This window comes from Sphingobium estronivorans (assembly GCF_008692605.1).
In the GTDB taxonomy this organism is placed as follows: Bacteria; Pseudomonadota; Alphaproteobacteria; order Sphingomonadales; family Sphingomonadaceae; genus Sphingobium; species Sphingobium estronivorans.
The window spans coordinates 1-22,728 of sequence record NZ_LFCT01000023.1 but is presented as its reverse complement, the minus strand read 5'-3'; the positions used below and the strand labels follow the sequence as shown (position 1 = coordinate 22,728).

Genomic DNA, 22,728 nt, shown 5'->3' with positions numbered 1-22,728 from the left:
CGTGAAATGATTCCAACGCAAAGGCATGTATGTAAGCCCCTTACGTCTACCTTATGATCCACGCCAGGAGGATTCCGACCAGCGATCGACATCCTCCTATTTGCCGAAATCCGGCAATTCCGGCGAAGAAGCGCCGGCCGCGCAAGTGAACCGCCTTCGCTCGCGGACAACTGCTCGGTCAGTAATCCGCCAATCAAGAAAGATCGCCCGCCTCCTCTCACTCCCCGGTCTCTTGACCCGGTCTATTTCAGTCAATGACTAGAATATATACGCCGCATCTTCGCAAACGAATGTTTTCGCTATGGGCATGAACGAAATTAATTGGCTGCTCGCGCAACTCGATGACGGCGTCAGTCGCGCTGCGATACGCACGCGCCCTCTTTTTTCGCCCGTGTTCAGCGGTCGCGCACCCGTCCCAAAATCTCATGGCTTTGCTTTATCTGGCACTGCCGCTGTAAGGACGATCCGTCCCCTGCTCTCTCCTTTCGCCAGCCTCTGCAAAGCCTGGTTCACCTCGCTCATCGGCATCGTTTCGACGGGCGGGACGCCAAGCCCGCGCCCCCGCGCAAGATCAAGCAACTCGCCCAGTTCCTGCGGCGATCCGACGTAGGATCCGACGATGGACAGCGCCTTGACGATCAGACCGACGAGCGAAACCTTCATCTCCCCGCCAAACAGGCCGACAGCGACATAGGTCCCGCCGCGCCTCAACATGGCGATCGCGTTCAACGCAGACTCTTCGGAACCGACAAAGTCCAGCGCCGCGGCGATGGGGCGGGCCGGCGACGCGGAATCCTGCCCTGCGCCGGGATCGGCCGGGTCGAAGACCGCCGAAGCACCCATTTCCAACGCAATGGTGCGGCGCTCCTCCAGCGTGTCCGCCACCACTATATGCGCATGACCCAGCGCCTTGGCGATCAGCAGTGCGCTCTGGCCCAATCCGCCAAAGCCCATGATCATCAACGCCTCCGTCGCGGGATCGCCCGAACATTTGCGGATGGCGGCGTAGGCGGTCAGGCCAGAACAGGCATAGGTCGCCGCCACGACGGGATTTATGCCCTCCACGTCGAACAGATAGCGCGGATGAGGTACGATCAGTTGTTCCTGATACCCTCCCGGACGCTGGATGCCGATCGCTGCGACGTCGGGGCACAGATTTTCCTGGCCGCTGCGGCAAATGGCGCAAGTTCCGCATCCGATCCACGGATAGACCAGGAAGTCGCGCCCGATTTGCGCGGGATCAACCGGCGCATCCGGCCCTGCGGCAATCAGCTTGCCCAATATTTCATGCCCCAGGACGATCGGCGGATGGACGCCCCGATCCGCCAGGGTAAACTTCTTGTCACCCCCCACGTCATAATAGCCCCGGCAAAGATGCAGGTCGGTGTGACAGACGCCGCATTGCATGACTTCGATGACGACTTCCGATCCCTTGGGTTCCGGTGCTGGCTGCTCCACGCATTCCAGCGGGCGGTTGAAGCCGGTCAGTTGATAGGATTTCATCGCCCGCTTCGCCGTCCCTTCATGCTTCCGACGCTCGCCATCCCCTTCGCTCAAGCTCCCAGGGACACCTTGGAGATGTTGATGACCTTTGCCTGCGTGACTTCGAATATGCCGGCTCGGCCCTTTTCACGGCCGATCCCAGATTGCTTGGCCCCGCCAAAGGAGACGTCGGCAGGCAATTCCAGATGCTTGTTGATCCAGACCGTGCCCGTGTCCAATCTTTTCGCCAGTTGCTCGGCGCGTACGATGTCCGAAGTCCAGATTGTGCCGCCCAGCCCATATTCCGTGTCGTTCGCTCGCGAGACGACCTCATCGATCTCGTCATAAGGCAGCACCGGCATCACCGGCCCGAATTGTTCCTGCTGGACCAGCGCCGCATCATCCGCGATATCGCAAACAACCGTGGGCGCAATGAAATATCCCGGCCGGTCCACCGCGTCGCCGCCCGCGATGATGCGCCCGTCGGTCCGCGCCTGATCAATCAGGCCGATCAGCTTTTCATATTGCTGCCGGTTCTGGACTGGGCCGATCTGCACGCCCTCTTCAGATCCGTCCCCCACCACCGCGCTCTCCGCCAATCTGGCGAACGCGTCGCAAAATGCGGGATAGAGCGCGCGCGGCACGAAAATGCGCTTCGCCGCCAAGCAGACCTGACCCGCATTCACCATAGCGGCGTCGAACACCTTGCGCGCCACCACCGGAACATCGACGTCGTCAAGAATGATCGCAGCGTCATTGCCGCCGAGCTCCAGCGTAAGCCGCTTCAGCGTTCCAGCGGCACTTTCCATCACTCGCTTGCCCGTGGCTGTCGATCCGGTAAAGCCGATCTTCGCGATGTCTGGATGCGCCGTCAGCAACGGCCCCAGGTCATTGTCGTCCACGATGACGTTGAAGACGCCAGGCGGCAGCAGTTCGGCCGCAATGCCGCCGATCAACAAGGTTGTCAGCGGCGTCGTCGGCGCGGGCTTCGCAACCATCGTATTGCCCGCGCTCAGGGCCGGGGCGAGCTTGTTGACCAGCAGGCTGATCGGGAAGTTCCACGGGGTGATCGCCGCTAGAACACCCAACGGTGCGCGATATTCGATGATCTGCTCATTGTCGTTGTCGCGCAGAATTTCGGGCTGCAGCTTGAAATCGGCATAGTAGCGCAGGCACGCCACGGCGCCGCCCACCTCACCGCGCGCCTGCCTTAGCGGCTTACCCTGTTCGCGCGTAAGCAACTGAACGATTTCCTCTGACCGCGCCTCGATCGCGGCCGCCAGTTTGTGGAGATACGCATTACGCTCCGACTGCTCCAGCGATGACCATGAAGGAACAGCGCGCTTGGCCGCAGCCACCGCGCTGTTCGCCTGCTCGCTGTCAGCGCGCGCGCAGGTGGCGAAGACCTTGCCAGTCGCCGGATTGACGACCTCCAGGCTCATTGCGCCTTCCACCCGTTGTCCGTCGATGATCAAGTGATAATCTTCGGCGCGCGCTTGCGCGGCGTTCGCATTGTCCAAGGCAGTCACATCGTCATCCTTTACGTCGGAACATCAAAGGCAAGGAAAACAGACATTCCGCGCGGGGCATCATGATGCTCGCCGGAAGGCCGCTCAAATGATGAAAATTCGCGGGGTCATTGCCGAAGCTCATGGCCTTCGCCCTCACACATCCAGATCGCGGACGAAGCGCAGCAGCGCATCTGTGCATTCGGCCGGGCGCTCCTGCTGTATCCAGTGCCCGGCGTCTGGCAGGATCCTCTCCATGCGCAGATCCTTCAGCAATTCGCGCTGCCGTTCCAGCGCGCCATGATACATCGTCAGCACGATTTCCTTTTCCCCGCACAAAAATCCAGATGGCTGCGCAATTCGAAGGTCGCCCACTTGGGCTAGCCGCTGGAAGTCGTAGGGATAATTGCGATACCAGGAAATCGGCGCGAAAAAGCCTCCGGCTTCATAGGCGACGGCATAACGGTCGAGCACCGCATCATCCATGAAGGAAAGCTCGCCCGGCGGCGGCGGCGTCAGGCCTTTCAGCAGCGGATCGTCGATCGGCCGTTCGCGCAACCAGTCCGCCAGCGGCGCATCACCCGACAGCGAATAATAAATGCGGCGCAGGGAATCCCGGACGTCCCGCTCCAGCTCCGCTTCTGCCGGACCCACGCTTTCAAAATAGCGCATGTAGAAGAAGCGGTCGGGGAACATGACATCGTAAAGATCGTTTCGCGGCGCGGGCGTCGATCCGACATAAGGCACGCTGAACGAAAAGACGCCGGCGACCCTGTCGGGATAGCTCAGCGCCGTGCGCCATGCCACGTTCGACCCCAGGTCATGACCCACCGAGATCCAGCGGCGATGGCCAAGATGGTCGGCGACGGCCGCCATGTCGTCGGCCGCCGCGAAAAAACTGTAATGCGCTGTGTCGGCCGGCTTGGACGACAATCCATAGCCGCGCATGTCCGGCGCGGCGACGGTGTAGCCTGCGTCCGCGAGCGGCTTCATCTGATTGCGCCATGACAGGCCCAGTTCAGGCCAGCCATGCATCAGGATGATGAGCGGCCCTTCGCCCACCACTCTGGTCGACAGGACCAGGTCGCCGGACGGAATGTTCAGAAGTTCATCGCGCATCACTGCTCCTCGCGTCGATCTCGATAATATATAGGACACGGGAGCGGCGCCGTGGCGAAGCACTCGCCGCAGTCCCCACAGCACCACAGCCAAAGACCACTGAATCCGTCACGAACGCGCCAGGTAGATGGCTTGCGGAGCCATGAACTCCAACAAGCCCTCCATGCCATTCTCCACACCCAGCCCGCTCTGCTTCCTGCCTGCGAAGGGGGTATCAGGCCGCAGCACCAGATTCTGGTTAATCCAGACGGTGCCCGTCTCGATCCGCTCCGCGATCGACATGGCAGCGTCCTCGTCCGCGGACCAGACCGCGCCCGCCAGGCCGTAATCGCTGGCATTCGCCCGGTCGATAACCTCGTCCACCGACTGGAACTTCAGCATCGGCAGGATCGGGCCGAACGCTTCCTCCTGCACGACCCGCTCATGTTCGGGCGGATTGTCGACGATAGTGACGGGAATGAAAAATCCCTCTTCGGGCACATCCCCCCCTTGCAGCAGCGTCAGCCCCTTTTCGCGGGCATCGGCGAGCAGTTCGCGCACACGCTCCCATTGCCGGGCGTTCTGAATCGGGCCCAGCGTTACGCCCTGCTGCGAACCGTCGCCCACCTTCGCGGCCTGCGCCAACTCCACCAGCCGGTCGCGCAACCGGTCATAGACGTCGGCGTGGACGTAGAGCCGCTTGGTCGCCACGCAAATCTGCGCGCTGTTGTAAAACGCCCCGTTGAAAATCTTTTCCGCAACCGCGTCGACATCGACGTCAGGCATCACGATCGCCGCGTCATTGCCCCCTAGTTCCAGCGTAACGCGCTTCAGATCCCTGGAAGCGGCTTCCATGACCCGCTTACCCGTGGCGGTCGATCCGGTGAAGGAAATCTTCGCGAAGCCGGGGTGGCTCGTCATCCAGACGCCCAGATTGTCCCCGCCGCACACGACGTTCAACACGCCCGCCGGCAGCACGTCGCGAAGCAATTCGGCGATCTTCAATGTGCAGAGCGGTGTGAAGGGGGATGGTTTCAACACCATCGTGTTACCGGCAAGCAAGGCCGGCGCGATCTTCCAGATGGACAATGTCACCGGAAAGTTCCACGGCGCGATGGCGCAGATGACCCCCAGCGGGACGTATCGGGTGCGAATCAACTGTTCCGTGCTGTCCTCCACCACATGTTCGGGCGGGGCCATGCGGGACACGGCGCGCAACCACTGCACCGCCCCCTCGATCTCCAGCCGCGCGCCAGCGGTCGAGCGACCCTGTTCGCGGGTGAAAAGCCGCACGAGCGCCTCGACGTGCGGCTCGATGGCGTCGGCGGCCTTTAGCAACAGCGCCTGACGGTCGGACAGCGGGAGCGCGCGCCATTGCGGGAACGCGGCCTGCGCGGACGAAACAGCCTCGTCCAGTTGCTCGCTCGTGCAATCCGGCACCTGCGCGAACGCCTTGCCCGTCGCGGGATTGACGACATCCAGCCAAGAAGCCGCTGTTGCCGGCCCGCCGTTGATCGTCATGCTGTAATCGCGGTCGAAATCCATGGTCACTTACCTCTGCTTGCGGTCCCGGCGGCTTCTGGAATCAGCACCGGCTTGATGCACTTGCCGTCATGTTGATCCTTCACGGCCTTGTTGATGTCGCTTAGGGGATAAGTCGTGATCAGCCGGTCGAACGGCAAGCGGCCGGCCTTGTAATGGTCGATCAGCACCGGGATGAACTCGTCGGGATTGCTGTCGCCCTCAATGATCCCCTTGATGGAAAGGCCAAAGGTGACTGCCGTTCCCGCGTCGCCGGGCATGGGGGTTCCCGGTGGAACCACCCCCACCAGCCCCAGCACGCCCTTCGATCCAAGACATGCGGGTATCTGTTCGAGCACCGCCGGAATGCCAGTCACGTCCAGCGCGAAATCCACGCCCTGCGGCAGGATTTCCCGCACGGCCGCCGACAGCGAGCTCAACTGCGCCGGGTCGATGCAGTGCGTCGCGCCGAACTCCCGGCCCAGTTCGCGGCGGGCCGGTTTCGGTTCGACCAGGATGATCGTGGAGCAGCCGACGATCCGAGCGCCCATGACGGCGCACAGCCCCACCGTTCCCCCGCCGACAATCAGGATCGTCGAACCCTTGGGCGCGGCGAGCGAATTCATGACCGCGCCCACGCCGGTCTGGACGCCGCAGCCGAGTGGGCCCATCAGCGCGACCGGTACGTCGTCGGGCAATCGGACCACGTTGCGCTCGTAGGTCAGGCAATGGGTGGCGAAGGAGGACTGGCCGAAGAAGTTGCTCGCGACTTCCTCATCCCCCCGGTGCAGCGCCTTGCTGCCGTCCGTACGCGCACCCACCCAGTTCAATTCATAGGCGGACCGGCAATAGGATGCGTCGTGATGGCTGCACCTGTCGCAGGTTCCGCACGAACGAAAGCTAATGGCCACCGCGTCACCCGGACGCACCTTCGATACGGCGGACCCGACAGCTTCGACAATGCCCGCGCCTTCATGGCCATAGAGCGCCGGCTGCGCGATCAGCAGATCGCCGGCGTCGCGAAAGACCAGGTCGGTGTGGCACAGGCCAACGCCTTCGATACGGACCAGTATCTCGTCCGGGCGCGGCTCGTCCAGATCGAGTTCCTCGATACTGAAGCGGTCATCGCCCCGGTTGGAAACGGCTGCCCTTATTTTCATGAACTGCTCTCCACTTTTACGGCGGGGCGTGCCACCCTCAGTCGGCGACGACGGCCGTCCCGTTGCTCAGGGCGATCCGGCCCCGTGTCTCGTTCCACACGTCGAACCGGATGGTCGCCCCGTCCATCGACGATCGCACGGTCAGGCGATCACCGGGTGTGACGGGTGACGAAAAGCGCGCTTGCAGCCGTTTGAGCCTGTCGCTGTCATAGCCGCACCATTGCGCGACGATCCCATGCGCGGCGACGCCATAGGTGCAAAGCCCGTGCAGGATCGGCGCTTCGAAGCCCGCGTCGCGGGCGGTGGCGGGGTCGCTGTGCAGCGGATTCCGGTCCGCGCACAGGCGGTAAAGCAGAGCCTGCTGCGGCAGAGTCGTCGTTTTCCAACTCCGCTGCGGGATGGGCGCTTCGACCGGAGTGGCGGCCCGGCGCGACGCAGCGAGGCTCGATCCGGAAAAGCCCCCGTCGCCGCGCGCGAAGGTCGTGTGGCGCACGGTCGCGATCAGTTCCTTCGAACCAGCATCGAACAGATATTTGTCATAGGCGATGACGGCGCCCTTGTCGGCGCCCTTGTCCTCGACCGAAATCACTTTGTGCCGGGCGATCACCTTTCCTGCGGCGGGCAGCGGTCGGTTCCATTCGACGCTTTCCTCGCCATGGACGATACGGCTGAAATCGATGCCCGTGCGCGGATCGGCCATCCAGGACCCGGGAAATCCCAGCACCACCGCCATGGTCGGGAAGGCCTTGAGCGGTACGGCCCCCTTTTCCTGGACATAGGTCAACTGGGACGCATCGGTCGGATCGCCGCCCAATCCGATCGACAGGGCATAGAGCATGGAAAAATTTTCGTCATATTCCTGCACGACATCTTCAAACATCCATGCCAGCAGCTTGTCCGGATCGATCACGCCTCTTCGCCTCCTGGTGCAACTGCGCCGGGTCCCATCGCTTTTTCGAAGAAGAGCAGGTTTTCGTCCGCGATCGTCGCGATACGCGCGGTCACCTTGTCGCCAACCTCCACCTCCGGCGCGCAATGGCCCATAATGCGCGCGCCCTCCGCCAAGTCGACCAAGCACAGATCATAGGGAACAATCGATCGGAAAGCCGCTGACGGCGCGCGAAAAATACGTGTGCGCGCATAGACGGTTCCGTTCCGCGACGCCTCGTACGGCTCCATCGTCCGGCTACCGCACTGGGCGCAACGCGCCCGCACGCCCTTCTGCACGCTCCCGCAGGACGCGCATTTCTGCAATAGCAGCAGCCCGCGCGCCAGACCTGCGCTGAAAGAAGCCTCGGTCAATTGAGCCATCGTCAGCGATCCCTTACCAGCACCAGCGATACATGGGCGGACATCACGCCACCGTCGCCGTGGATCAGCGCCGTTTGCGGCTGACCCGATTGGCGGTCGAGCGCCTTGCCCTGCAACTGGCGCACGGCCTCCGCCACATGGGCCATGCCGCCCGCCACGCCGGAATGGCCGAACGACAACAGGCCGCCGTGCAGGTTGACCGGGGTCGGCCCGCCTTGGGCGAACTGCCCCTCCCGCGCGAACGCGCCCGACTGCCCAACCGGGGCGACGCCAATCTCCTCCAGAAGCATCGCCAAGGTGATCGAGAAGGAGTCATAGATACCAAGATAATCCATCGCCTTCAAATCAAGGCCGGCGGCTTTTAGGGCTGCCTTCGCGGCGTGGCCCGCGCCCGTTTCGCGCACATCCTTCATCGCCGAGATATGCTGATGGCGATGCGCCTGTCCGCTTCCCGCGATCCTGACGCCCCTCCCTCCCGGCTCGCCGGATACCACGAAAGCGACCGACCCATCGGAAATCGGGCAGCAATCCAGCAGCTTCAGCGGCGTGGCGATTGGCTTTGAATCGAGGACGTCGGCCAGCGCGATCGGCTCTTTCAGATGGGCGTCGGGATGGCGGGCCGCATGGTTCCGCATCAGCACGCAGAGCGCAGCCAGATCTCCTTCCCGCAACCCCGTCTCATACATGTATCTCGACGCCATCAGCGAGTAATAGGCTGGGACAGACGCGCCGGTCGGCACCTCGAACACGGGATCGCCCACCTGCGCCAGTGTCTGGATCGACTGGTCGCGACTCTGGCCGGTCAATCGGTTTTCGCCGGCAACGACCAGGATGTTGCGGCTCCTCCCGCTGCGGATCAAGTCGTCGGCCAGCGCGATCATCGCCGCGCCGGTCGCGCCGCCCAGTTGCAGCGTGAGCGACAGCGACAGCTCAAGGCCCATCCGCTCGGCGAATACGTCCGACAGCATCAGGTGCGGCATCGTCGTGGCGTATCCACAGAGCAGCCCGTCAATGTCGCCGGGTTCCAGCCCTGCATCGCCGATCGCCGCGAAGCTGCTTTCCTCCATCAGCGACAGGGCCGAACTGCCCTCCTTCCGCCCGAAGGCGGTGTTGCCGACACCGACGAGGTAGGAAGCGCTCACGGCCTGGCCATCAAGGAAGACAATTCGGCAAGCACTTCCTCTGTGTGCTCGCCCAGCCTTGGGGGCAGGCGCGGCGAAACTTGGCTGCATTCCATGTCGACCGGGAACCGGACGTAGCGGAAACGCCAGTCCGCGCCCGTTTCCATCTCGCCGAACATGCGGACGGCCCTCAGATGCTCGTCCTGCTCAAGATCGGCAACCCCGTTCACCGGCGCACACGGAATACCCAGCCGGTTACAGACGGCCAGCCAGTGTGCGGTGGACTGGCCCGCCGTTTCAGCCTCCACCAGCGGCAACAGCGTGCCGATATTGCTGGTCCGGTCCGCCAGCGTCCGGAAGCGCGGGTCATTCGCCAGCTCCGGCTTGCCGATCTCGCTGAAAAACTCCTGCCAGTGCCGATCATTATAGGGCATCAGGCAGACATGTCCGTCGCTCGTGACATAAGGGCGGCGCCACGGATCGATTGTGCGCGGATAGCAATATTCATCGGCCTGCCCGTTGCTGGGCGGCAAGGGATCGAAATGGCGCGAAAAATAATGCTCGGTCATCAGGAACTGGACCATGCATTCGAACATGGGGACCTCGACAACCTGGCCCCGACCCGACCTTTCCCGCTGGTAGAGCGCGGCCAGCACAGCATGGATCGCCATCTGCGCGCCCAGCTTGTCGGCGGCGATGGTGGGAAGGTAGCGCATCGTACCCGCATGACGTCGATTAAGGTCGACCGCGCCGCTGAGAGCCTGGATGATGTCGTCATAGGCCGGCTTGCCCGAATAGGGGCCGCCCGATCCGAACCCCAGCAGGCTGACATAGATGAGCCGGGGATTGGCCGCGCAAAGCTCTTCTGCCGCCAGCCCCAGATTTTCCAGCTTCTGCGGGCGGATATTGTGGATGAAGATGTCGGCGGTGGCGATCAGGGCCTGCAAGGCCGCCCGACCCTCTGCCGTCTTGAGGTCAAGGACCACGCTCCGCTTGTTCCGGTTCGATCCCAGGAACAGCGGGGCCATGCCCTTTTCGACGCACGCTCCGGTCATGCGCGTGCTGTCGCCGTCCGGAGCCTCCACCTTGATGACGTCCGCGCCATAATCGCCCAGCGTCTGGGTTGCGTATGGGCCGAAAACAACGGTGGTCAGGTCCACCACGCGGACTCCGTGGAGCGCGCCTGGAAAGGAACCATTATCCGCTGCCCTGTCAAATGCCATGCGCATCGCTCCGCTGGAAAAAGCTGGTTGAAACCCCGGCAACAATGTCCCTTCGGACCGGCCGGCCCCTGTCAGGACGGGATATTTTCATAATAGGGGATCATGGTGACGCCCTCACCAGCCGGAGCGGCCCCCAGCGCGGCGATCGTCACAGGATGCACGACGTCGGGATCGATCATGATCTCGATGCAGGAAGGCAAACCGCTGCGCCATGCCCGTTCACATGCGGGTCCGATCTCGTCATGGGCAGTCACGCGCTCGGCATGGCAGCCGAAGGCGGAGGCTATGGCGGCATAGTCCGTTCCACCCAGCTTGCTGATCGCGTGATAATCGGCCCCATACATGATCTGCTGGCCGTGGATGGACATGCCCCAAACCTGGTTGTTGAGGATCACCGTCATGATCGGCAGCTTCCTGCGGACCATGATGTCGAACTCGGCAAGATGGAATCCCATCGCGCCATCGCCGGTCACCTGAAGCACCCGCCTGTCCGGGCAAACCATCTGCGCCCCAATCGCCTGGCCCGGCCCGGTTCCCAGGCAACCCAGATAGCCAAGACCCATCAGGCTGCCCGGCGTGTCGATGCGGGCGTGGAAAGCCGCCCAGCTTGCCGACTCGCCGCCGTCCAGCACCAATATGGGGTCGCGCCCGGCGGCGGCTATTGCCGCCTTCGCCGCATGATAAGGATGGATGCCGCCAGGACCTTCACGATCAGCATAGCGCAGGTCCAGCGCCTTGCGCGCGTCAGCCACCCGCCTGCTCCATTCTCCGCGCTCGGGCCATTTGACCGAATTGGCGGCGCTCAGCAGTTGGCGAACAAACACCCCGCTGTCGGCAACGACGGGCAAGTCGATGTCCCGTATGCGGCCGATTTCCGCCGCATCGCTGAAAATCTGGATCACCTTCGCGTCGTGCGGTACGATGGAGCCGCTGCGGCCGCCGAGGCGGAAGCCCAGCCGCGCACCCAGGAGCATGATAACATCGGGCCGCTCCTCCCCTTGCAGGCTCGCCAGATTGGCGGCCATCTGGCCGTTGAGCGGATGGTCGGACCGCAGCACTCCCGCGCCCCGCGCCGTGGAAAAGACCGGAATGCGCGCCGCTTCGACGAAAGCGGTCAACTCCTCGCCGCAACTGGCGAAACCTGCCTCAACACCACAGATTATTGCGGGCCGCGCGGCGCTGCGCAACATCTCCAGCGCGACCCGCAGGTCCGCGTCCGACGCAGCCGGCCGGGGCGCCGGGTGCAGGCCGGCTGCCGGCGTGGCGCGATCGGCGGCCACGGACATATGAAGAATATCGATCGGCACTTCGATCAGCGTCGCGCCGCGGCGGCCGGACATGGCCTGCCGGATCGCCATCGCCGTCAGGTCGGGAATGCGCTCGGTGTTCGTCACTCTCTGCGCCCATTTTACAGTCGGCAGCGCCATCGCGACTTGGTCCAAACCGCCTTGGAGGACATTTGTCTCCATTTCGCGCAGCGGGGGAGCGCCGACGATGAAAAGGGTCGGGATGCAGTCCAAATGCGCGTTGGCCATCGCTGAAATGGCGTTGGTGAAGCCCGGCCCAGAAGTGACCACACAAACCCCGATCTTGCCGGTGAGGCGCGCATAGGCTTCCGCGGCGTGACCGGCGGACGATTCATGCCGAAAATCCACAAGTTCGACCTGATGATCGCCGCAGCCCTTGTAGAAGGACTCCAGATGCCCACCGTGAACCGCAAATATTTTTCCGACGCCGGCAGCCCTCAGGGTCGCCGCCAGCAACTCTCCACCAGTTTGGAGACTCACCGCTTGAGACATCCTCATTCCTTACTTGCCAACTCGCCCAGGTTGGGCAGCGGCATTAGCTGAACTCATCAATTGACCACCGGCGTGAAGCGCAAGGCCTGCCATTCTCCTAGTTCAAATGAAATACCATTTCAACAAAAAATGGCCGACCGCGATTCTTGCAGTCCCAAACCAAGCTCTGGGATTGAACGCCCTTAATTTCTGTTGAAATAGCATTTCATTCTGAGTTAGAATGATCGTGTCAGCCGTCGCGCATGCCGTACGGCCAAAAAAGTCTGGCGCTACAGAGAGGACGGCCGGTGAGATTTTCAGGAAAAGTGGCCATCGTTACGGCCGGTGCCAGCGGGATTGGCGCGGCAATCGTTGAGAGGCTCCTCGCTGAAGGCGCATCGGTTTGCATTTCCGACATCAACCCGTCGCTCCTGGAAGCGGCCGCGAACAAATTCCATAAGGCTGGAGATCGGCTGATAACTTGTGCGGCGGACGCCGGAGACGAATATGCCGTTTCCATGATGATCGAGGAAGCAGCAAGCCGCTTCGGTAAAATCGATGTTTTGATCAACAACGCTGGGTTCTCGATCCGCGGAAAAGCAGGGGTCCTTGCGACGTCCGATTGGCGCAAGGTGCTTTCAGTCGCTCTTGATTCAGTTTTTTTTGCCAGTCGTGCCGCGCTTCCCTACCTGCTTCAAGGCAAGGGATCTATTGTCAACACCGCTTCCATTTCAGGACTTTTCGCCGATTACAATTTCACAGCCTACGCTACCGCCAAAGGCGGCGTCGTGAATCTGACGAGAGCAATGGCGGTTGATTATGCCAAGGACGGCGTCCGCGTGAACGCCGTCTGCCCGGGTCTGGTCGACACCAATCTCACCCACCGCTTCATCGAAAACGAAACAACTTACAAAACACTGTCGGAGCGGATTCCGATGAGACGCGCGGCGACGCCTTCGGAAATAGCTGCGGCGGTCGCCTTTCTCGCTTCCACTGAAGCATCTTACATCACCGGGGTTAATCTTCCGGTGGACGGCGGGGTTACGGCGGCAACCGGTCAACCAGATTTCGCGGCACTGAGCGAAGTTTTGGGAACAGCCGGAGCGACGCCCGACTGACCGGCATGACATGATTGAGACTTGGATTGACACACTAGCAAAGGCGAGGTCATGATTTCGTGCGATCTGAAAGGTAGAGTCGCTCTCGTTACCGGCGCATCATCCGGGCTGGGAGCTGAATTTGCCCGTGTTCTGGCTTCAGCTGGCGCAGAGGTGATCTTGGCGGCACGGCGCCAGAGCAACTGTGAACAGCTTGCATCGACAATCCGTTCGACAGGGGGACAATGCAGCACTCTGGCATTGGACGTTCGCGATTGGATGCCGGATAAGGACACGATGGCCGTTGTCGAGAAGGTCGATATTTTGGTCAATAATGCCGGTTTGGCCAAGGAGTCCGCCGCTCTGGCACTGAGCGAAAGCGATTGGGATGATGTCATCGATACCAATTTGAAGGGGATGTTCCGCTTGGCCCAGATCGCTGCCAACGGCATGCGAGCCGGCAAGCGCTCCGGATCGATCATCAACATAGCCTCCATTCTCGGCTTGCGACAGGCAGGCGGCGTGGCATCCTACGCGGTGGCCAAGGCCGGCGTCATCCAACTGACCAAGGTGCTGGCGCTGGAATTTGCCCGCTACGGCGTTAGGGTCAACGCCATAGCGCCCGGCTACATCCAGACCGCAATCAACGAACCATTCTTCGCCAGCGAAGCCGGCCAGGCTATGATCCGCCGCATCCCACAGCGCCGTCTGGGCAGGATGGATGATCTGCACGGCCCGCTGCTTCTCCTCGCGTCGGACGCCTCGGCCTACATGACCGGATCGGTCATCGTCGTCGACGGCGGCCACCTCACCAGCACATTGTAGGAACCCTGCCTTCATGATCAGCAAGATATATGAAACAGCCGAGCAGGCGCTGGATGGGCTGCTGCGCAACGGCATGTCCATCGCCAGCGGTGGCTTTGGCCTGTGCGGCATTCCCGAAACGCTGATCGCCGCGATCGCGCGATCGGGCGTCCAGAACCTGACGGTGATATCCAACAATGCGGGCGTGGACGATTTTGGCCTGGGCATCATGGTGCGCAGCAGGCAGATCAGCCGTATCATCGCTTCATATGTGGGCGAGAACAAGGAGTTCGAGCGGCAATATCTGTCGGGCGAGCTGGAGGTCGAATTCAACCCGCAAGGCACGCTGGCGGAGCGCATCCGGGCCGGGGGCGCGGGCATACCCGCCTTCTACACGCGCACCGGCGTTGGCACGATACTGGCGGAAGGCAAGGAAATAAGGACCTTCGCCGGGTTCGACCATGTCATGGAAACCGGGCTGGTCGCGGACCTCGCCATCGTGAAGGCCTGGCGCGCGGACCCCTTTGGCAATCTGGTCTACCGGAAATCGGCGCGGAATTTCAATCCGATTGTTGCAACCTGCGGCAAGGTCACGATCGCCGAGGTCGAAGAGATCGTCGGCCCAGGCGAACTCGACCCCAGCCAGATCCACACACCCGGCATCTATGTGCAACGGGTGATCCACGCCGCCTGCAACGAGAAGCGGATCGAGCAGAAAACCCTCAAGAAGGAGGCGCTATAATGGTCTGGACTCGCGATCAAATGGCCGCACGGGCGGCCCGGGAACTGAAGCCCGGCAATTTCGTAAACCTAGGCATCGGAATTCCCACCCTGGTCGCCAACCATGTTCCCGCCGACATTGACGTGACACTGCATTCGGAAAACGGCATACTTGGCCTGGGGCCCTTTCCGACCGAGGATGAAGTCGATGCGGACGTCATCAACGCGGGCAAGCAGACGATCACCGAATTGCGGCGAACCAGCTATTTCTCCTCCGCTGACAGCTTCGCCATGGTGCGCGGCGGGCATATCAATCTATCCATCCTGGGCGCGATGGAGGTGGACGAGGAAGGAAGCCTTGCGAACTGGATGGTCCCGGGCCAGACGGTTAAAGGGCCGGGAGGCGCAATGGACCTTGTGGCCGGCGTACCACGCATCATCGTGCTGATGGACCATGTAACCAAAACCGGTTCAGCAAAGTTCCGGCGTTCCTGCTCTTTGCCTTACACTGGTCGATACGTCGTCGACATGATCATCACAGACCTTGCCGTCTTTGCTCGCCCAGACCGACAATCCCGTTTCACACTGATGGAATGCGCCCCTGATGTGTCGGTGCGGAATGTGATGGAAAGCACGCAGGCTAGTTTCGATCTGGGGGATTACTTTTAACCATGACATCGACTCCTTGTGCAGAGACCGTTGCGTCCAGAGTAGAAGCTTTCGTCCGCGAGGTCGTTATTCCCTTCGAATCTGATGCAAGGTTGGAAGAACATGGCCCAACTGACCATCTTGTGGACGAATTGCGTAGCAAAGCGCGAGATGCAGGCGTTTTGACGCCCCATATCCTTTCAAACGGAGCCCACTTTTCCCAACTGGAGACGGCCCTCATCCTCCGCAAGACCGGTCTTTCGCCGCTCGGGCCCATCGCGTGCAACACCGCGGCGCCGGACGAAGGTAACATGTATCTGTTGGGCAAGGTGGCCACCGCGCAACAACGCGACCGTTTCCTGACACCGCTCGTCGAAGGGCGAGCGCGATCGGCATTTTTCATGACCGAGCCTGCGGAAGAGAATGGCGCCGGCTCAGATCCATCAATGATGAAAACCCGATGCGAGCTTGTTGGGGATCATTGGGTGATCAATGGCCGCAAGAGATTCATCACTGGTGCAGCAGGCGCGCAAATCGGAATAGTCATGGCGAAGTCTGACCGTGGCGCGTGCATGTTCCTGGTCGATCTGCCCAATCCATCCATCAAAATCGTTCAGCTTCTTTCTACGATCGACAGTTCCATGCCGGGAGGGCATGCCGAAGTTGAGATCGAAAATCTCCGCGTGCCGGTCGAACAGATGCTTGGCCAGGAAGGCGAAGGCTTTACATTTGCGCAAGTCAGGCTCTCCCCCGCGCGCCTCTCTCACTGCATGCGCTGGCATGGACTGGCGACGCGCGCTCAGGAGATCGCTATCGACTATGCCAACCGCCGGCAGGCGTTTGGCAAGCAACTGATCGATCATGAGGGCGTAGGCTTCATGCTGGCCGAAAATGTCATCGATTTAAAGCAAGCCGAATTGATGATCGATTGGTGCGCAAAGGTGCTTGACAGCGGCGCCCTAGGAACTGTCGAGAGTTCTATGGCAAAGGTTGCGGTTTCCGAAGCGCTGTTTAGAGTTACGGACCGCTGCGTACAGGTCATGGGCGGCACAGGCGTTAGCCGTGAAACCATCGTTGAACAAGCCTTTCGCGAGATAAGGGCATTCCGAATTTACGACGGCCCCACCGAGGTCCACAAATGGTCCATTGCGAAGAAAATAAAGCGGGAGTGGGCAGCGAGGTCGCAATGAGCGCGCAGGATGAAAACAGCGGCACAACATCGGTCAGGTCGGGATTCGAACTGAATGCGGGACTTCTTGATCGATGGCTTCGGTCTCACGTCGACGATTATGGTGGCGCCCTGACGATCGAGCAATTCAAGGGAGGGCAGTCGAATCCAACCTACAAACTGGTCACGCCACGGCGCAGCTATGTTCTTCGCAAGCAACCCGCCGGCGATCTATTAAGGGGTGCGCATGCAGTTGATCGAGAAGCAAAGGTAATCCAGGCTCTCGGGGAGGCCGGCTTCCCCGTGCCTCGCATTTATGGGCTATGCACCGACACCTCCGTGATCGGGACAATCTTCTACGTCATGGAACTAGTGGAAGGGCGAATTTTCTGGGACGCGACGGCCCCGAACGTCAGCAAAGTTGAACGCCAGGCGATCTTTGCTTCCATGAATGCCACAATCGCACAACTGCACAGCATCGATTACCATCGGATAGGGCTGCAAGACTTCGGTAAAGCCGGCAATTATTTCGAAAGACAGATTGCTCGTTGGACTCGTCAATATCTTGAGGATGATACGGCAGGGCGCGATCTCAACATGGATCGACTGATTGAGTGGCTTCCAGAGAACATTCCAGACGGAGACGAAACAAGCCTTGTTCATGGCGACTTTCGAATTGACAACATGATCTTTCATCCGGTTGAGCCACGGATCATTGCCGTCCTGGACTGGGAACTCTCTACCCTCGGTCATCCCGGTGCCGACTTTGCTTATCATGCCATGATGTACCGGATGCCTCCTCACATCGTTGCAGGCCTTCGTGGCGCGAATATCACATCACTGGGCATTCCAACTGAGTCGGAATATCTGACCAGCTATTGTTTGAACCGCGGAATCGACGCCTTGCCCGGTTATGACTTTTACATGGCTTTTAACTTGTTTCGCTTGGCGGCTATTTTTCACGGTATCAAAGGACGATGCGTCCGGGGTACCGCTGCCTCTGCACAAGCCCGAGAGCGTGCACAATCATTCCCCGAACTGGCCCAGCTTGCATGGTACCAGGCAAGCAAATTATCATCTTGAGAATGGAACCAGAAGATGCGTGCGATTATAATGCGAGGCGGGAACTTGCAAATGATCGAGGCGGAGGATCCTGTTCCCGGTCCTGGCCAGCTTCTGGTCGCGCCGATATTCAACGGTATTTGCGGCAGCGATCTCCATCGACGTGAGCAAATGCGACTCGAAGGGGAAAGTTACGACGGGGATGCAGGCGACCTTCCAGCAATAATCCCTGGTCATGAATTTTCTGCTGAAGTGATCTCAATTGGGCCGGAAAACAGCACGGATATACGGCCGGGAGATCGCGTCGTTGCTCTTCCCTTCAGCCCTGATCCGAGCGGCGAAGGTTTCATTAATGTCGGCCTCTCGACGGCGCGGTCAGGGGGGCTGGCAACTCGGTGTCTCATAGATTCTGCTCGGACTTTCAAAATTCCTGACAATGTTCCAAGCGACGTTGCGGCGCTGACGGAGCCGCTGAGCGTGGGGTGGCACGCCGCACTGCTTGCTGATCGGAATGCCGGACCAAATCTCATCCTTGGAGCTGGGCCGATCGGCCTTGCCGTGCTCATCGCCCTGCAGGAGATGGGGCGCGGTCCGAACATATGCGTCGATTTCTCCAGCGTCCGACGAGAGAAGGCACAAGAGTTCGGAGCAGATTTGGTCATCGATCCGAAAGCAACATCGCCATATGATTTCTGGCACGGCTATGATTTTGTGCCTTCTTCCGCTTCACCATTAGCGCTGCGGCGGTTTGAGGGGCGACCGCGTGGGCTCAATATTTTCGAATGCACGGGATCGCCGGTCATTTTGGCGGAGATCATCGCTCACGCCCCGCAGCACAGTCACGTTATATATGCTGGCGTTTGCAAACACGAGGTAAGGCATGTCCCCGTCCATGCGATTTTAAAGGAATTGGCTATCGACTATTGCTTTGCTTACACACCAAAAGAGTTTGAAACTGTCCTTAATCTCATCGGCAAAAAGCCCGAATATTTTAGGAAAATGATCACCAATCAATTTCCATTGGAGAACACCGAGATGGCATTTGACTGCCTCAGTGGCTCTGCCAGCGAGGTCAAGATCATGATTGAAGTTCAAAATTCTCCTTAGAGCGCGCTGCGTTAAGTTTAACGCTGGTCACATGCTCAAAGTTTTTGTTGAAGAATAGTTAATCGCAAGGCCGGTTTCTTGCGCGCGATGCTCTAGAACTCTGTTCTCTGCCTAACCTAATCGTTTATCGTCACGATCCCGGACTGCAAGTTATAGGCCATCAACCGCGCTGTCTTCCGTAATGATGGGAGATATTTTTTGACGGCTAAGGCTTCAGAAACGGCATTGCGTATCATTATGAGATTAAGCGCGCCAAAGACGTGGTCCTTTAACTGGATTGGAACTGCCATCGCCCAAAGCGCGCCACCAGAGATGCGGTGGGAATATTCATCAGTCATTGTGGCGTAACCCTTGGCGCGTATCGCTTCGAAAAGCCTCTCACATGCGGCTGGGTCTCCGGCCAAATCGTTGAAACCGTCTGTACTGAGTTGGACACGTTCAAGCACGCGTTGGCACTTCATCGGCGGCAAAAAAGCTAAATAAGCCAGTCCAGCCGAGGACCCCAACATCGGAAGACGATAGCCTGGAGCCCGCTTGAGCGAGAGAATGCTCCCCTCTCTAGAGGTGTCTGCAATCACCATAGCGTCGCGGTCGAAAACGGCAATGTCCGATGGCCACCCAACCTTCACGCGATAATGCTGCAAAATGGGCCCAGCTATCTGGGCAATCGTCCGCGACCAATCATAGCCTTGGCTCAACTGTAAGGTTTTGCCCGTGGGATGGTAAGTCGCGCGCTCCGCATCCTTCGCCACATATCCCTCGTGCACGAGTGTTTCGAGCATCCGAACGATCGTCGCTTTATCTATGTCCGTCGCGTGAAAAATTGATGCGACGGTCGCGTCTTTACTATCATTGACCGAACGAAGAACATTGAGCGCTCTGATGACGGCATCCACAGGTTTGAATGAAGTGGTCATAAGCACACTCCTAACACAATCCGCCGATCTTCACCGTTCAGTTGTTGTTCAATCGTAGTCAAAAAATTTCCGCTTCTTCCATCATCTCTCCGCGATGCACGTAACGTAAGACGCCTTTTGGTTCAATCGCAAATTGCTGCTGCAAAAGGCCGAGCGCCGTCGCCGTCGGGACTGATGCCGGGATTCCTCCCTCCGACCAGCTTCTTATGCTGTGAAGTGGTGCGGGAAAACTGGACAGGGTGTTGAGCGACGTGGACAAATTCACTTGGGGGCGGTTCCGCTTTCAGAAAGGCCGGGACCTGAGTATGCTGGGATCATGTCCGAGTTCGACGCCATCGATCCCAACCCCCAGTTCAAGTTCAATCTTCGCGGGTGGGCCTTTTACCACTTTGTGAAGCTTCTGACGCCGAACTTGTCTGACCCGAAGGTTCTGGCCGAGACGATCAGGAAGGATCGGGCTCAGGGCCCGAGCAAACCACCTAGGAAGCTGGCGGACGGGCTGGATTGGCGTGAGAGCGCGGAGAATGGCATGCGCGTTTTTCGCGCGCGTCGGAAAGGCGCTCCGGCAACGACCCTGAAACTGCTCTATCTGCACGGAGGCGCTTATGTTCTCGACCTGCAGGCAATCCAGTGGAACCTGATTAACGGTCTGCTGAACCGCCACAATTTGGCGGCGCTCGCGCACGGCAGCGATCATGGCGGGACGAAAGGTCGCTTTTCTTCCGCTTCCCAAGGGCGCGCGTGGATGAAAGCGAATGGAGGACGGGATCTGTTCGATACCGCGCCTGCGGAGATAGTTCTCCCCGATCGTTCCAACGAGGGGAATGCTGGAATGCCAGAGATTATGAGCGCGCCGCAGATTCCAGGATGTAGGCGGCGATCCGGGCGGCGAATGGGTAGCTATCGATTGCAGGGCGCCGCGATCGATGGCCCGGACGATGCGCAGCACGTCTCTCGTGTCGCAGCCGGCAAAACATTTGAATAGAAGCGCTCGATCGCCGACCCGCACGGAGAGGCTCGGCGTGCAGTCATCATGTGCCGGGCAGTGGCACATCCCACCTTGTGGCGTCCATACTCCACCCAACTTCTCGACGATCGCGCGCCCTTGCGCATTCAGCGGCGAAACCATGCCACGTCAGCCCGAAGAACCGCGGCCGTTGGGTACGGCTCCTCTTGCGATGGTGCGGATCGCACGGCGAAGATGCCTACGGATCTTCCATCGAGGAATCGCAAATCGCTCGGCGATGGCATCAACGCCCATGCCGTGATGCACCCGAAGAGCAAGAATCGCGGCGGTCAGCGGAGGCATGGCATCAACCATCGACTGTATCGCAGTGTCCGGTGTATGCGAAAACCCATCCTGCTGGTCGGCGCCAACTCGATCGCAGACAGCCGCCAGTTCCGTTTCAGCAAGGGCCTGGCATTGCCGGTCTGGACGTTCGGCAGCCGCAAGATAGGCCCTGATCGCCCGCGCCACCGCAGCGTCATTGCGTAACGAGCCGCGACACAGCGTTCCGACGGCCAGCAGATCGCGCAATGCCTGAAAAACCAGCCGGCATGTCATGGGAATCTCCGGGTTGAGGGGAAGAGCGCGACCCACTTGCCGCATCACTACCCCTCCCTCTTTCCCTCCTCCCTATGACTGGGCGGTATCCAGACCCATCATGTAAATGCGGCGAACTTCTTTCGCGCGGCTGCCTCCGCGGCGGACGTCTCGACGGACCGATTCGGCATCCATTCTTCGTTGCTTTTACACTTCCATTTCATGACACTGCTGCGGTGCGCGACCGATCGCGCATCGCAGCTCGCGGCACATTCAAGGCGGCAGAGATGTGGAGGAGACATTGACCGTCATGACGTCCGACCCTGAACCGATCGACTGGGAACCATATCGAGAACGGCTCGAACGTCTGAGCGAGCGCGAGCGCGAATTGCTCAAGTTAGCCGGAAAGGGATATAAGGCGAAGGAGATCGCCAGGCAGTTGGACTCCACCTTTCACGCGGTCAACAAGGCGATCCAGAAAGCCCGTGAGCGGCTCGGCGGCGAGTTATACCGGACAGAGGCCGGACGTATGGTTGCTGCGTACGAAGCCACCCTCGTGCACGCCCAAAGCGGGGGCTATTCTTTAGCCCCCCAAAAATTAGACCTTCCGCAACCCGATAATTTCGGACCAGATGAACCCGCTAATGTTCAAGCGGATGCACAGGCCCCACAGGCAGAACCACCGGCGTTGGAACAGGATGCTTTTTCCAGCCTCCTCCGCCTTCTGGCCCGTCGGGACATTCTGACGCTCCGCAAAAGCGGGAGGCAAGACAATGACCTGAAGCTCATCGTAACCCTGGCCGTCATTGCGGCCGTTGCCGTCCTCGCTCTTGTATTGGCAGGGTCGGCCGCTTCGCTGCTTACGGCGCTCAATAGCGCATACACTTAAGGCAGCATTTTCCACATCATCAATGCAAGGACCCGCTCCTTACGGACGCGGGAAGGAGAAATCATGCGCTCACAACGTGAAACCATCGCCAAATCCGTGGCCGGAAAACTCTTTGCCGCCGAAGAGGCCATCGACATCGCGGCAGCCCGGATTGCCGAACTCAATGCCGCCTTGCCGATTGCCAGGCTGGATGCCCGCTTTGCGGCGGCCATCGGCCAGGACGCGCTCGTCAGTTCGGCATCGGCTGTCATGCTGATCGCCCAGACACGGCAGGAGATTGTCGCGACCCACGCCAATCTCAAGCAGACCAACGATGATGTCGGGCTTGCGGAGGTCGGCTATGGTGATCTGTTCAAGGCGCAGCACAGGGAGCGGCCCTCTGACGGACGCTATCTTCGCGCGGCTTGATCACGGCTCCTGCAGTTGTTGACGGATGCGCGCGGCTCTGTGCTTTTCCTATTGTTATGACACGACAATCTGGATTTCTGATGCTGCTGATCCTGAGCTGCCTCTATGCAGCGATGAGGGGCGGCCGACCCGAAAGGATCGGGGCGGCCACCCTCTTCGGCGG

23 protein-coding genes are annotated in these 22,728 nt (G+C 60.2%); 9 read left to right on the top strand and 14 right to left on the bottom strand.

The features are described from left to right. Positions 1–423: 423 nt before the first annotated feature. The 10 genes from F7P65_RS16010 to F7P65_RS15965 form a co-directional block, all read right to left on the bottom strand. Complete coding sequence (locus tag F7P65_RS16010; RefSeq protein WP_162854658.1) at positions 424–1,503, bottom strand: alcohol dehydrogenase; 1,080 nt, start codon at positions 1,501–1,503, stop codon at positions 424–426. Positions 1,504–1,553: 50 nt separating this feature from the next. Beyond that, the gene (locus F7P65_RS16005) at positions 1,554–2,924 is read right to left on the bottom strand and encodes an aldehyde dehydrogenase family protein (protein WP_150293519.1); all 1,371 of its coding nucleotides are present in this window, start codon (positions 2,922–2,924) and stop codon (positions 1,554–1,556) included. Positions 2,925–3,146: 222 nt separating this feature from the next. After that, complete coding sequence (locus F7P65_RS16000; protein WP_150293386.1) at positions 3,147–4,109, bottom strand: alpha/beta hydrolase; 963 nt, start codon at positions 4,107–4,109, stop codon at positions 3,147–3,149. Positions 4,110–4,217: 108 nt separating this feature from the next. Further along, positions 4,218–5,633 (bottom strand): aldehyde dehydrogenase family protein, encoded by a 1,416-nt coding sequence (locus F7P65_RS15995; protein WP_150293517.1) that lies wholly within the window; start codon positions 5,631–5,633, stop codon positions 4,218–4,220. A gap of 2 nt (positions 5,634–5,635) precedes the next feature. Next, on the bottom strand, positions 5,636–6,769 hold the full coding sequence (locus F7P65_RS15990; RefSeq protein ID WP_150293384.1) for an NAD(P)-dependent alcohol dehydrogenase: 1,134 nt from the start codon (positions 6,767–6,769) through the stop codon (positions 5,636–5,638). A 37-nt stretch (positions 6,770–6,806) separates the two neighbouring features. Then, positions 6,807–7,679: a MaoC/PaaZ C-terminal domain-containing protein gene (locus tag F7P65_RS15985; protein WP_205452114.1), complete on the bottom strand. Its 873-nt coding sequence runs from the start codon at positions 7,677–7,679 to the stop codon at positions 6,807–6,809. Further along, positions 7,676–8,080 (bottom strand): Zn-ribbon domain-containing OB-fold protein, encoded by a 405-nt coding sequence (locus F7P65_RS15980; RefSeq protein WP_150293382.1) that lies wholly within the window; start codon positions 8,078–8,080, stop codon positions 7,676–7,678. Before F7P65_RS15980 ends, F7P65_RS15985 begins: the two co-directional genes overlap by 4 nt. Before the next feature lie 2 nt (positions 8,081–8,082). Then, the gene (locus F7P65_RS15975; RefSeq protein WP_205452112.1) at positions 8,083–9,222 is read right to left on the bottom strand and encodes a thiolase family protein; all 1,140 of its coding nucleotides are present in this window, start codon (positions 9,220–9,222) and stop codon (positions 8,083–8,085) included. Then, positions 9,219–10,424, bottom strand: coding sequence for a CaiB/BaiF CoA transferase family protein (locus tag F7P65_RS15970; RefSeq protein WP_205452109.1), 1,206 nt, complete (start codon positions 10,422–10,424; stop codon positions 9,219–9,221). The genes F7P65_RS15975 and F7P65_RS15970 overlap by 4 nt, the downstream gene beginning before the upstream one ends. A 71-nt stretch (positions 10,425–10,495) precedes the next feature. Continuing rightward, positions 10,496–12,211, bottom strand: coding sequence for a thiamine pyrophosphate-binding protein (locus F7P65_RS15965; RefSeq protein ID WP_205452107.1), 1,716 nt, complete (start codon positions 12,209–12,211; stop codon positions 10,496–10,498). Positions 12,212–12,465: 254 nt separating this feature from the next. Here F7P65_RS15965 and budC point away from each other — a divergent pair, with 254 nt between their 5' ends. The 7 genes from budC to F7P65_RS15930 are packed head-to-tail and all read left to right on the top strand — an operon-like array spanning position 12,466 to position 18,808. Beyond that, the gene (gene budC, locus F7P65_RS15960; RefSeq protein WP_275897563.1) at positions 12,466–13,320 is read left to right on the top strand and encodes a meso-2,3-butanediol dehydrogenase; all 855 of its coding nucleotides are present in this window, start codon (positions 12,466–12,468) and stop codon (positions 13,318–13,320) included. 51 nt (positions 13,321–13,371) lie between these two features. Continuing rightward, the gene (locus F7P65_RS15955; RefSeq protein ID WP_150293372.1) at positions 13,372–14,124 is read left to right on the top strand and encodes an SDR family NAD(P)-dependent oxidoreductase; all 753 of its coding nucleotides are present in this window, start codon (positions 13,372–13,374) and stop codon (positions 14,122–14,124) included. A 13-nt stretch (positions 14,125–14,137) separates the two neighbouring features. Next, positions 14,138–14,845 carry a CoA transferase subunit A gene (locus tag F7P65_RS15950; protein ID WP_150293370.1) on the top strand — a complete coding sequence of 236 codons (708 nt, stop codon included), beginning with the start codon at positions 14,138–14,140 and terminating at the stop codon, positions 14,843–14,845. Further along, the gene (locus F7P65_RS15945) at positions 14,845–15,492 is read left to right on the top strand and encodes a 3-oxoacid CoA-transferase subunit B (RefSeq protein WP_150293368.1); all 648 of its coding nucleotides are present in this window, start codon (positions 14,845–14,847) and stop codon (positions 15,490–15,492) included. Before F7P65_RS15950 ends, F7P65_RS15945 begins: the two co-directional genes overlap by 1 nt. A gap of 2 nt (positions 15,493–15,494) precedes the next feature. Next, on the top strand, positions 15,495–16,661 hold the full coding sequence (locus F7P65_RS15940) for an acyl-CoA dehydrogenase family protein (RefSeq protein ID WP_150293366.1): 1,167 nt from the start codon (positions 15,495–15,497) through the stop codon (positions 16,659–16,661). Further along, on the top strand, positions 16,658–17,722 hold the full coding sequence (locus tag F7P65_RS15935) for a phosphotransferase (RefSeq protein ID WP_150293513.1): 1,065 nt from the start codon (positions 16,658–16,660) through the stop codon (positions 17,720–17,722). Before F7P65_RS15940 ends, F7P65_RS15935 begins: the two co-directional genes overlap by 4 nt. A gap of 51 nt (positions 17,723–17,773) precedes the next feature. After that, a complete protein-coding gene (locus F7P65_RS15930; RefSeq protein ID WP_162854657.1) occupies positions 17,774–18,808 on the top strand; it encodes an alcohol dehydrogenase catalytic domain-containing protein in 1,035 nt (344 codons plus the stop codon). A gap of 116 nt (positions 18,809–18,924) precedes the next feature. On the opposite strand, the gene F7P65_RS15925 is transcribed toward F7P65_RS15930, so the two are convergent. The 4 genes from F7P65_RS15925 to F7P65_RS15910 all read right to left on the bottom strand — a co-directional run bounded on the left by F7P65_RS15925 (position 18,925) and on the right by F7P65_RS15910 (position 21,289). After that, positions 18,925–19,725, bottom strand: coding sequence for an IclR family transcriptional regulator domain-containing protein (locus F7P65_RS15925; protein WP_150293362.1), 801 nt, complete (start codon positions 19,723–19,725; stop codon positions 18,925–18,927). 58 nt (positions 19,726–19,783) lie between these two features. Further along, positions 19,784–19,990, bottom strand: a complete 207-nt coding sequence (locus F7P65_RS15920; RefSeq protein ID WP_150293360.1) for a hypothetical protein — start codon at positions 19,988–19,990, stop codon at positions 19,784–19,786. Positions 19,991–20,008: 18 nt separating this feature from the next. Beyond that, positions 20,009–20,779: a DUF7146 domain-containing protein gene (locus F7P65_RS22650; RefSeq protein WP_420853322.1), complete on the bottom strand. Its 771-nt coding sequence runs from the start codon at positions 20,777–20,779 to the stop codon at positions 20,009–20,011. 81 nt (positions 20,780–20,860) lie between these two features. Continuing rightward, positions 20,861–21,289: a sigma-70 family RNA polymerase sigma factor gene (locus F7P65_RS15910; protein ID WP_162854656.1), complete on the bottom strand. Its 429-nt coding sequence runs from the start codon at positions 21,287–21,289 to the stop codon at positions 20,861–20,863. Between the two features lie 289 nt (positions 21,290–21,578). Here F7P65_RS15910 and F7P65_RS15905 point away from each other — a divergent pair, with 289 nt between their 5' ends. Then, positions 21,579–22,157, top strand: coding sequence for a sigma factor-like helix-turn-helix DNA-binding protein (locus tag F7P65_RS15905; RefSeq protein ID WP_150293354.1), 579 nt, complete (start codon positions 21,579–21,581; stop codon positions 22,155–22,157). Positions 22,158–22,220: 63 nt separating this feature from the next. Next, entirely contained in the window at positions 22,221–22,565 is a 345-nt protein-coding gene (locus F7P65_RS15900) for a hypothetical protein (RefSeq protein WP_150293352.1), read from the top strand. The last annotated feature ends 163 nt before the right edge of the window (positions 22,566–22,728 follow it).

Bases quoted from the DNA above. Each gene is read 5' to 3' on its own strand.
- F7P65_RS16010 (WP_162854658.1), bottom strand. From the start codon at position 1,503: ATGAAATCCTATCAACTGACCGGCTTCAACCGCCCGCTGGAATGCGTG.
- F7P65_RS16005 (WP_150293519.1), bottom strand. From the start codon at position 2,924: ATGAGCCTGGAGGTCGTCAATCCGGCGACTGGCAAGGTCTTCGCCACC.
- F7P65_RS16000 (WP_150293386.1), bottom strand. From the start codon at position 4,109: ATGCGCGATGAACTTCTGAACATTCCGTCCGGCGACCTGGTCCTGTCG.
- F7P65_RS15995 (WP_150293517.1), bottom strand. From the start codon at position 5,633: ATGGATTTCGACCGCGATTACAGCATGACGATCAACGGCGGGCCGGCA.
- F7P65_RS15990 (WP_150293384.1), bottom strand. From the start codon at position 6,769: ATGAAAATAAGGGCAGCCGTTTCCAACCGGGGCGATGACCGCTTCAGT.
- F7P65_RS15980 (WP_150293382.1), bottom strand. From the start codon at position 8,080: ATGGCTCAATTGACCGAGGCTTCTTTCAGCGCAGGTCTGGCGCGCGGG.
- F7P65_RS15970 (WP_205452109.1), bottom strand. From the start codon at position 10,424: ATGGCATTTGACAGGGCAGCGGATAATGGTTCCTTTCCAGGCGCGCTC.
- budC (WP_275897563.1), top strand. From the start codon at position 12,466: ATGCCGTACGGCCAAAAAAGTCTGGCGCTACAGAGAGGACGGCCGGTG.
- F7P65_RS15955 (WP_150293372.1), top strand. From the start codon at position 13,372: ATGATTTCGTGCGATCTGAAAGGTAGAGTCGCTCTCGTTACCGGCGCA.
- F7P65_RS15950 (WP_150293370.1), top strand. From the start codon at position 14,138: ATGATCAGCAAGATATATGAAACAGCCGAGCAGGCGCTGGATGGGCTG.
- F7P65_RS15945 (WP_150293368.1), top strand. From the start codon at position 14,845: ATGGTCTGGACTCGCGATCAAATGGCCGCACGGGCGGCCCGGGAACTG.
- F7P65_RS15940 (WP_150293366.1), top strand. From the start codon at position 15,495: ATGACATCGACTCCTTGTGCAGAGACCGTTGCGTCCAGAGTAGAAGCT.
- F7P65_RS15935 (WP_150293513.1), top strand. From the start codon at position 16,658: ATGAGCGCGCAGGATGAAAACAGCGGCACAACATCGGTCAGGTCGGGA.
- F7P65_RS15930 (WP_162854657.1), top strand. From the start codon at position 17,774: ATGATCGAGGCGGAGGATCCTGTTCCCGGTCCTGGCCAGCTTCTGGTC.
- F7P65_RS15925 (WP_150293362.1), bottom strand. From the start codon at position 19,725: ATGACCACTTCATTCAAACCTGTGGATGCCGTCATCAGAGCGCTCAAT.
- F7P65_RS22650 (WP_420853322.1), bottom strand. From the start codon at position 20,779: ATGTGCCACTGCCCGGCACATGATGACTGCACGCCGAGCCTCTCCGTG.
- F7P65_RS15910 (WP_162854656.1), bottom strand. From the start codon at position 21,289: ATGACATGCCGGCTGGTTTTTCAGGCATTGCGCGATCTGCTGGCCGTC.
- F7P65_RS15905 (WP_150293354.1), top strand. From the start codon at position 21,579: ATGACGTCCGACCCTGAACCGATCGACTGGGAACCATATCGAGAACGG.
- F7P65_RS15900 (WP_150293352.1), top strand. From the start codon at position 22,221: ATGCGCTCACAACGTGAAACCATCGCCAAATCCGTGGCCGGAAAACTC.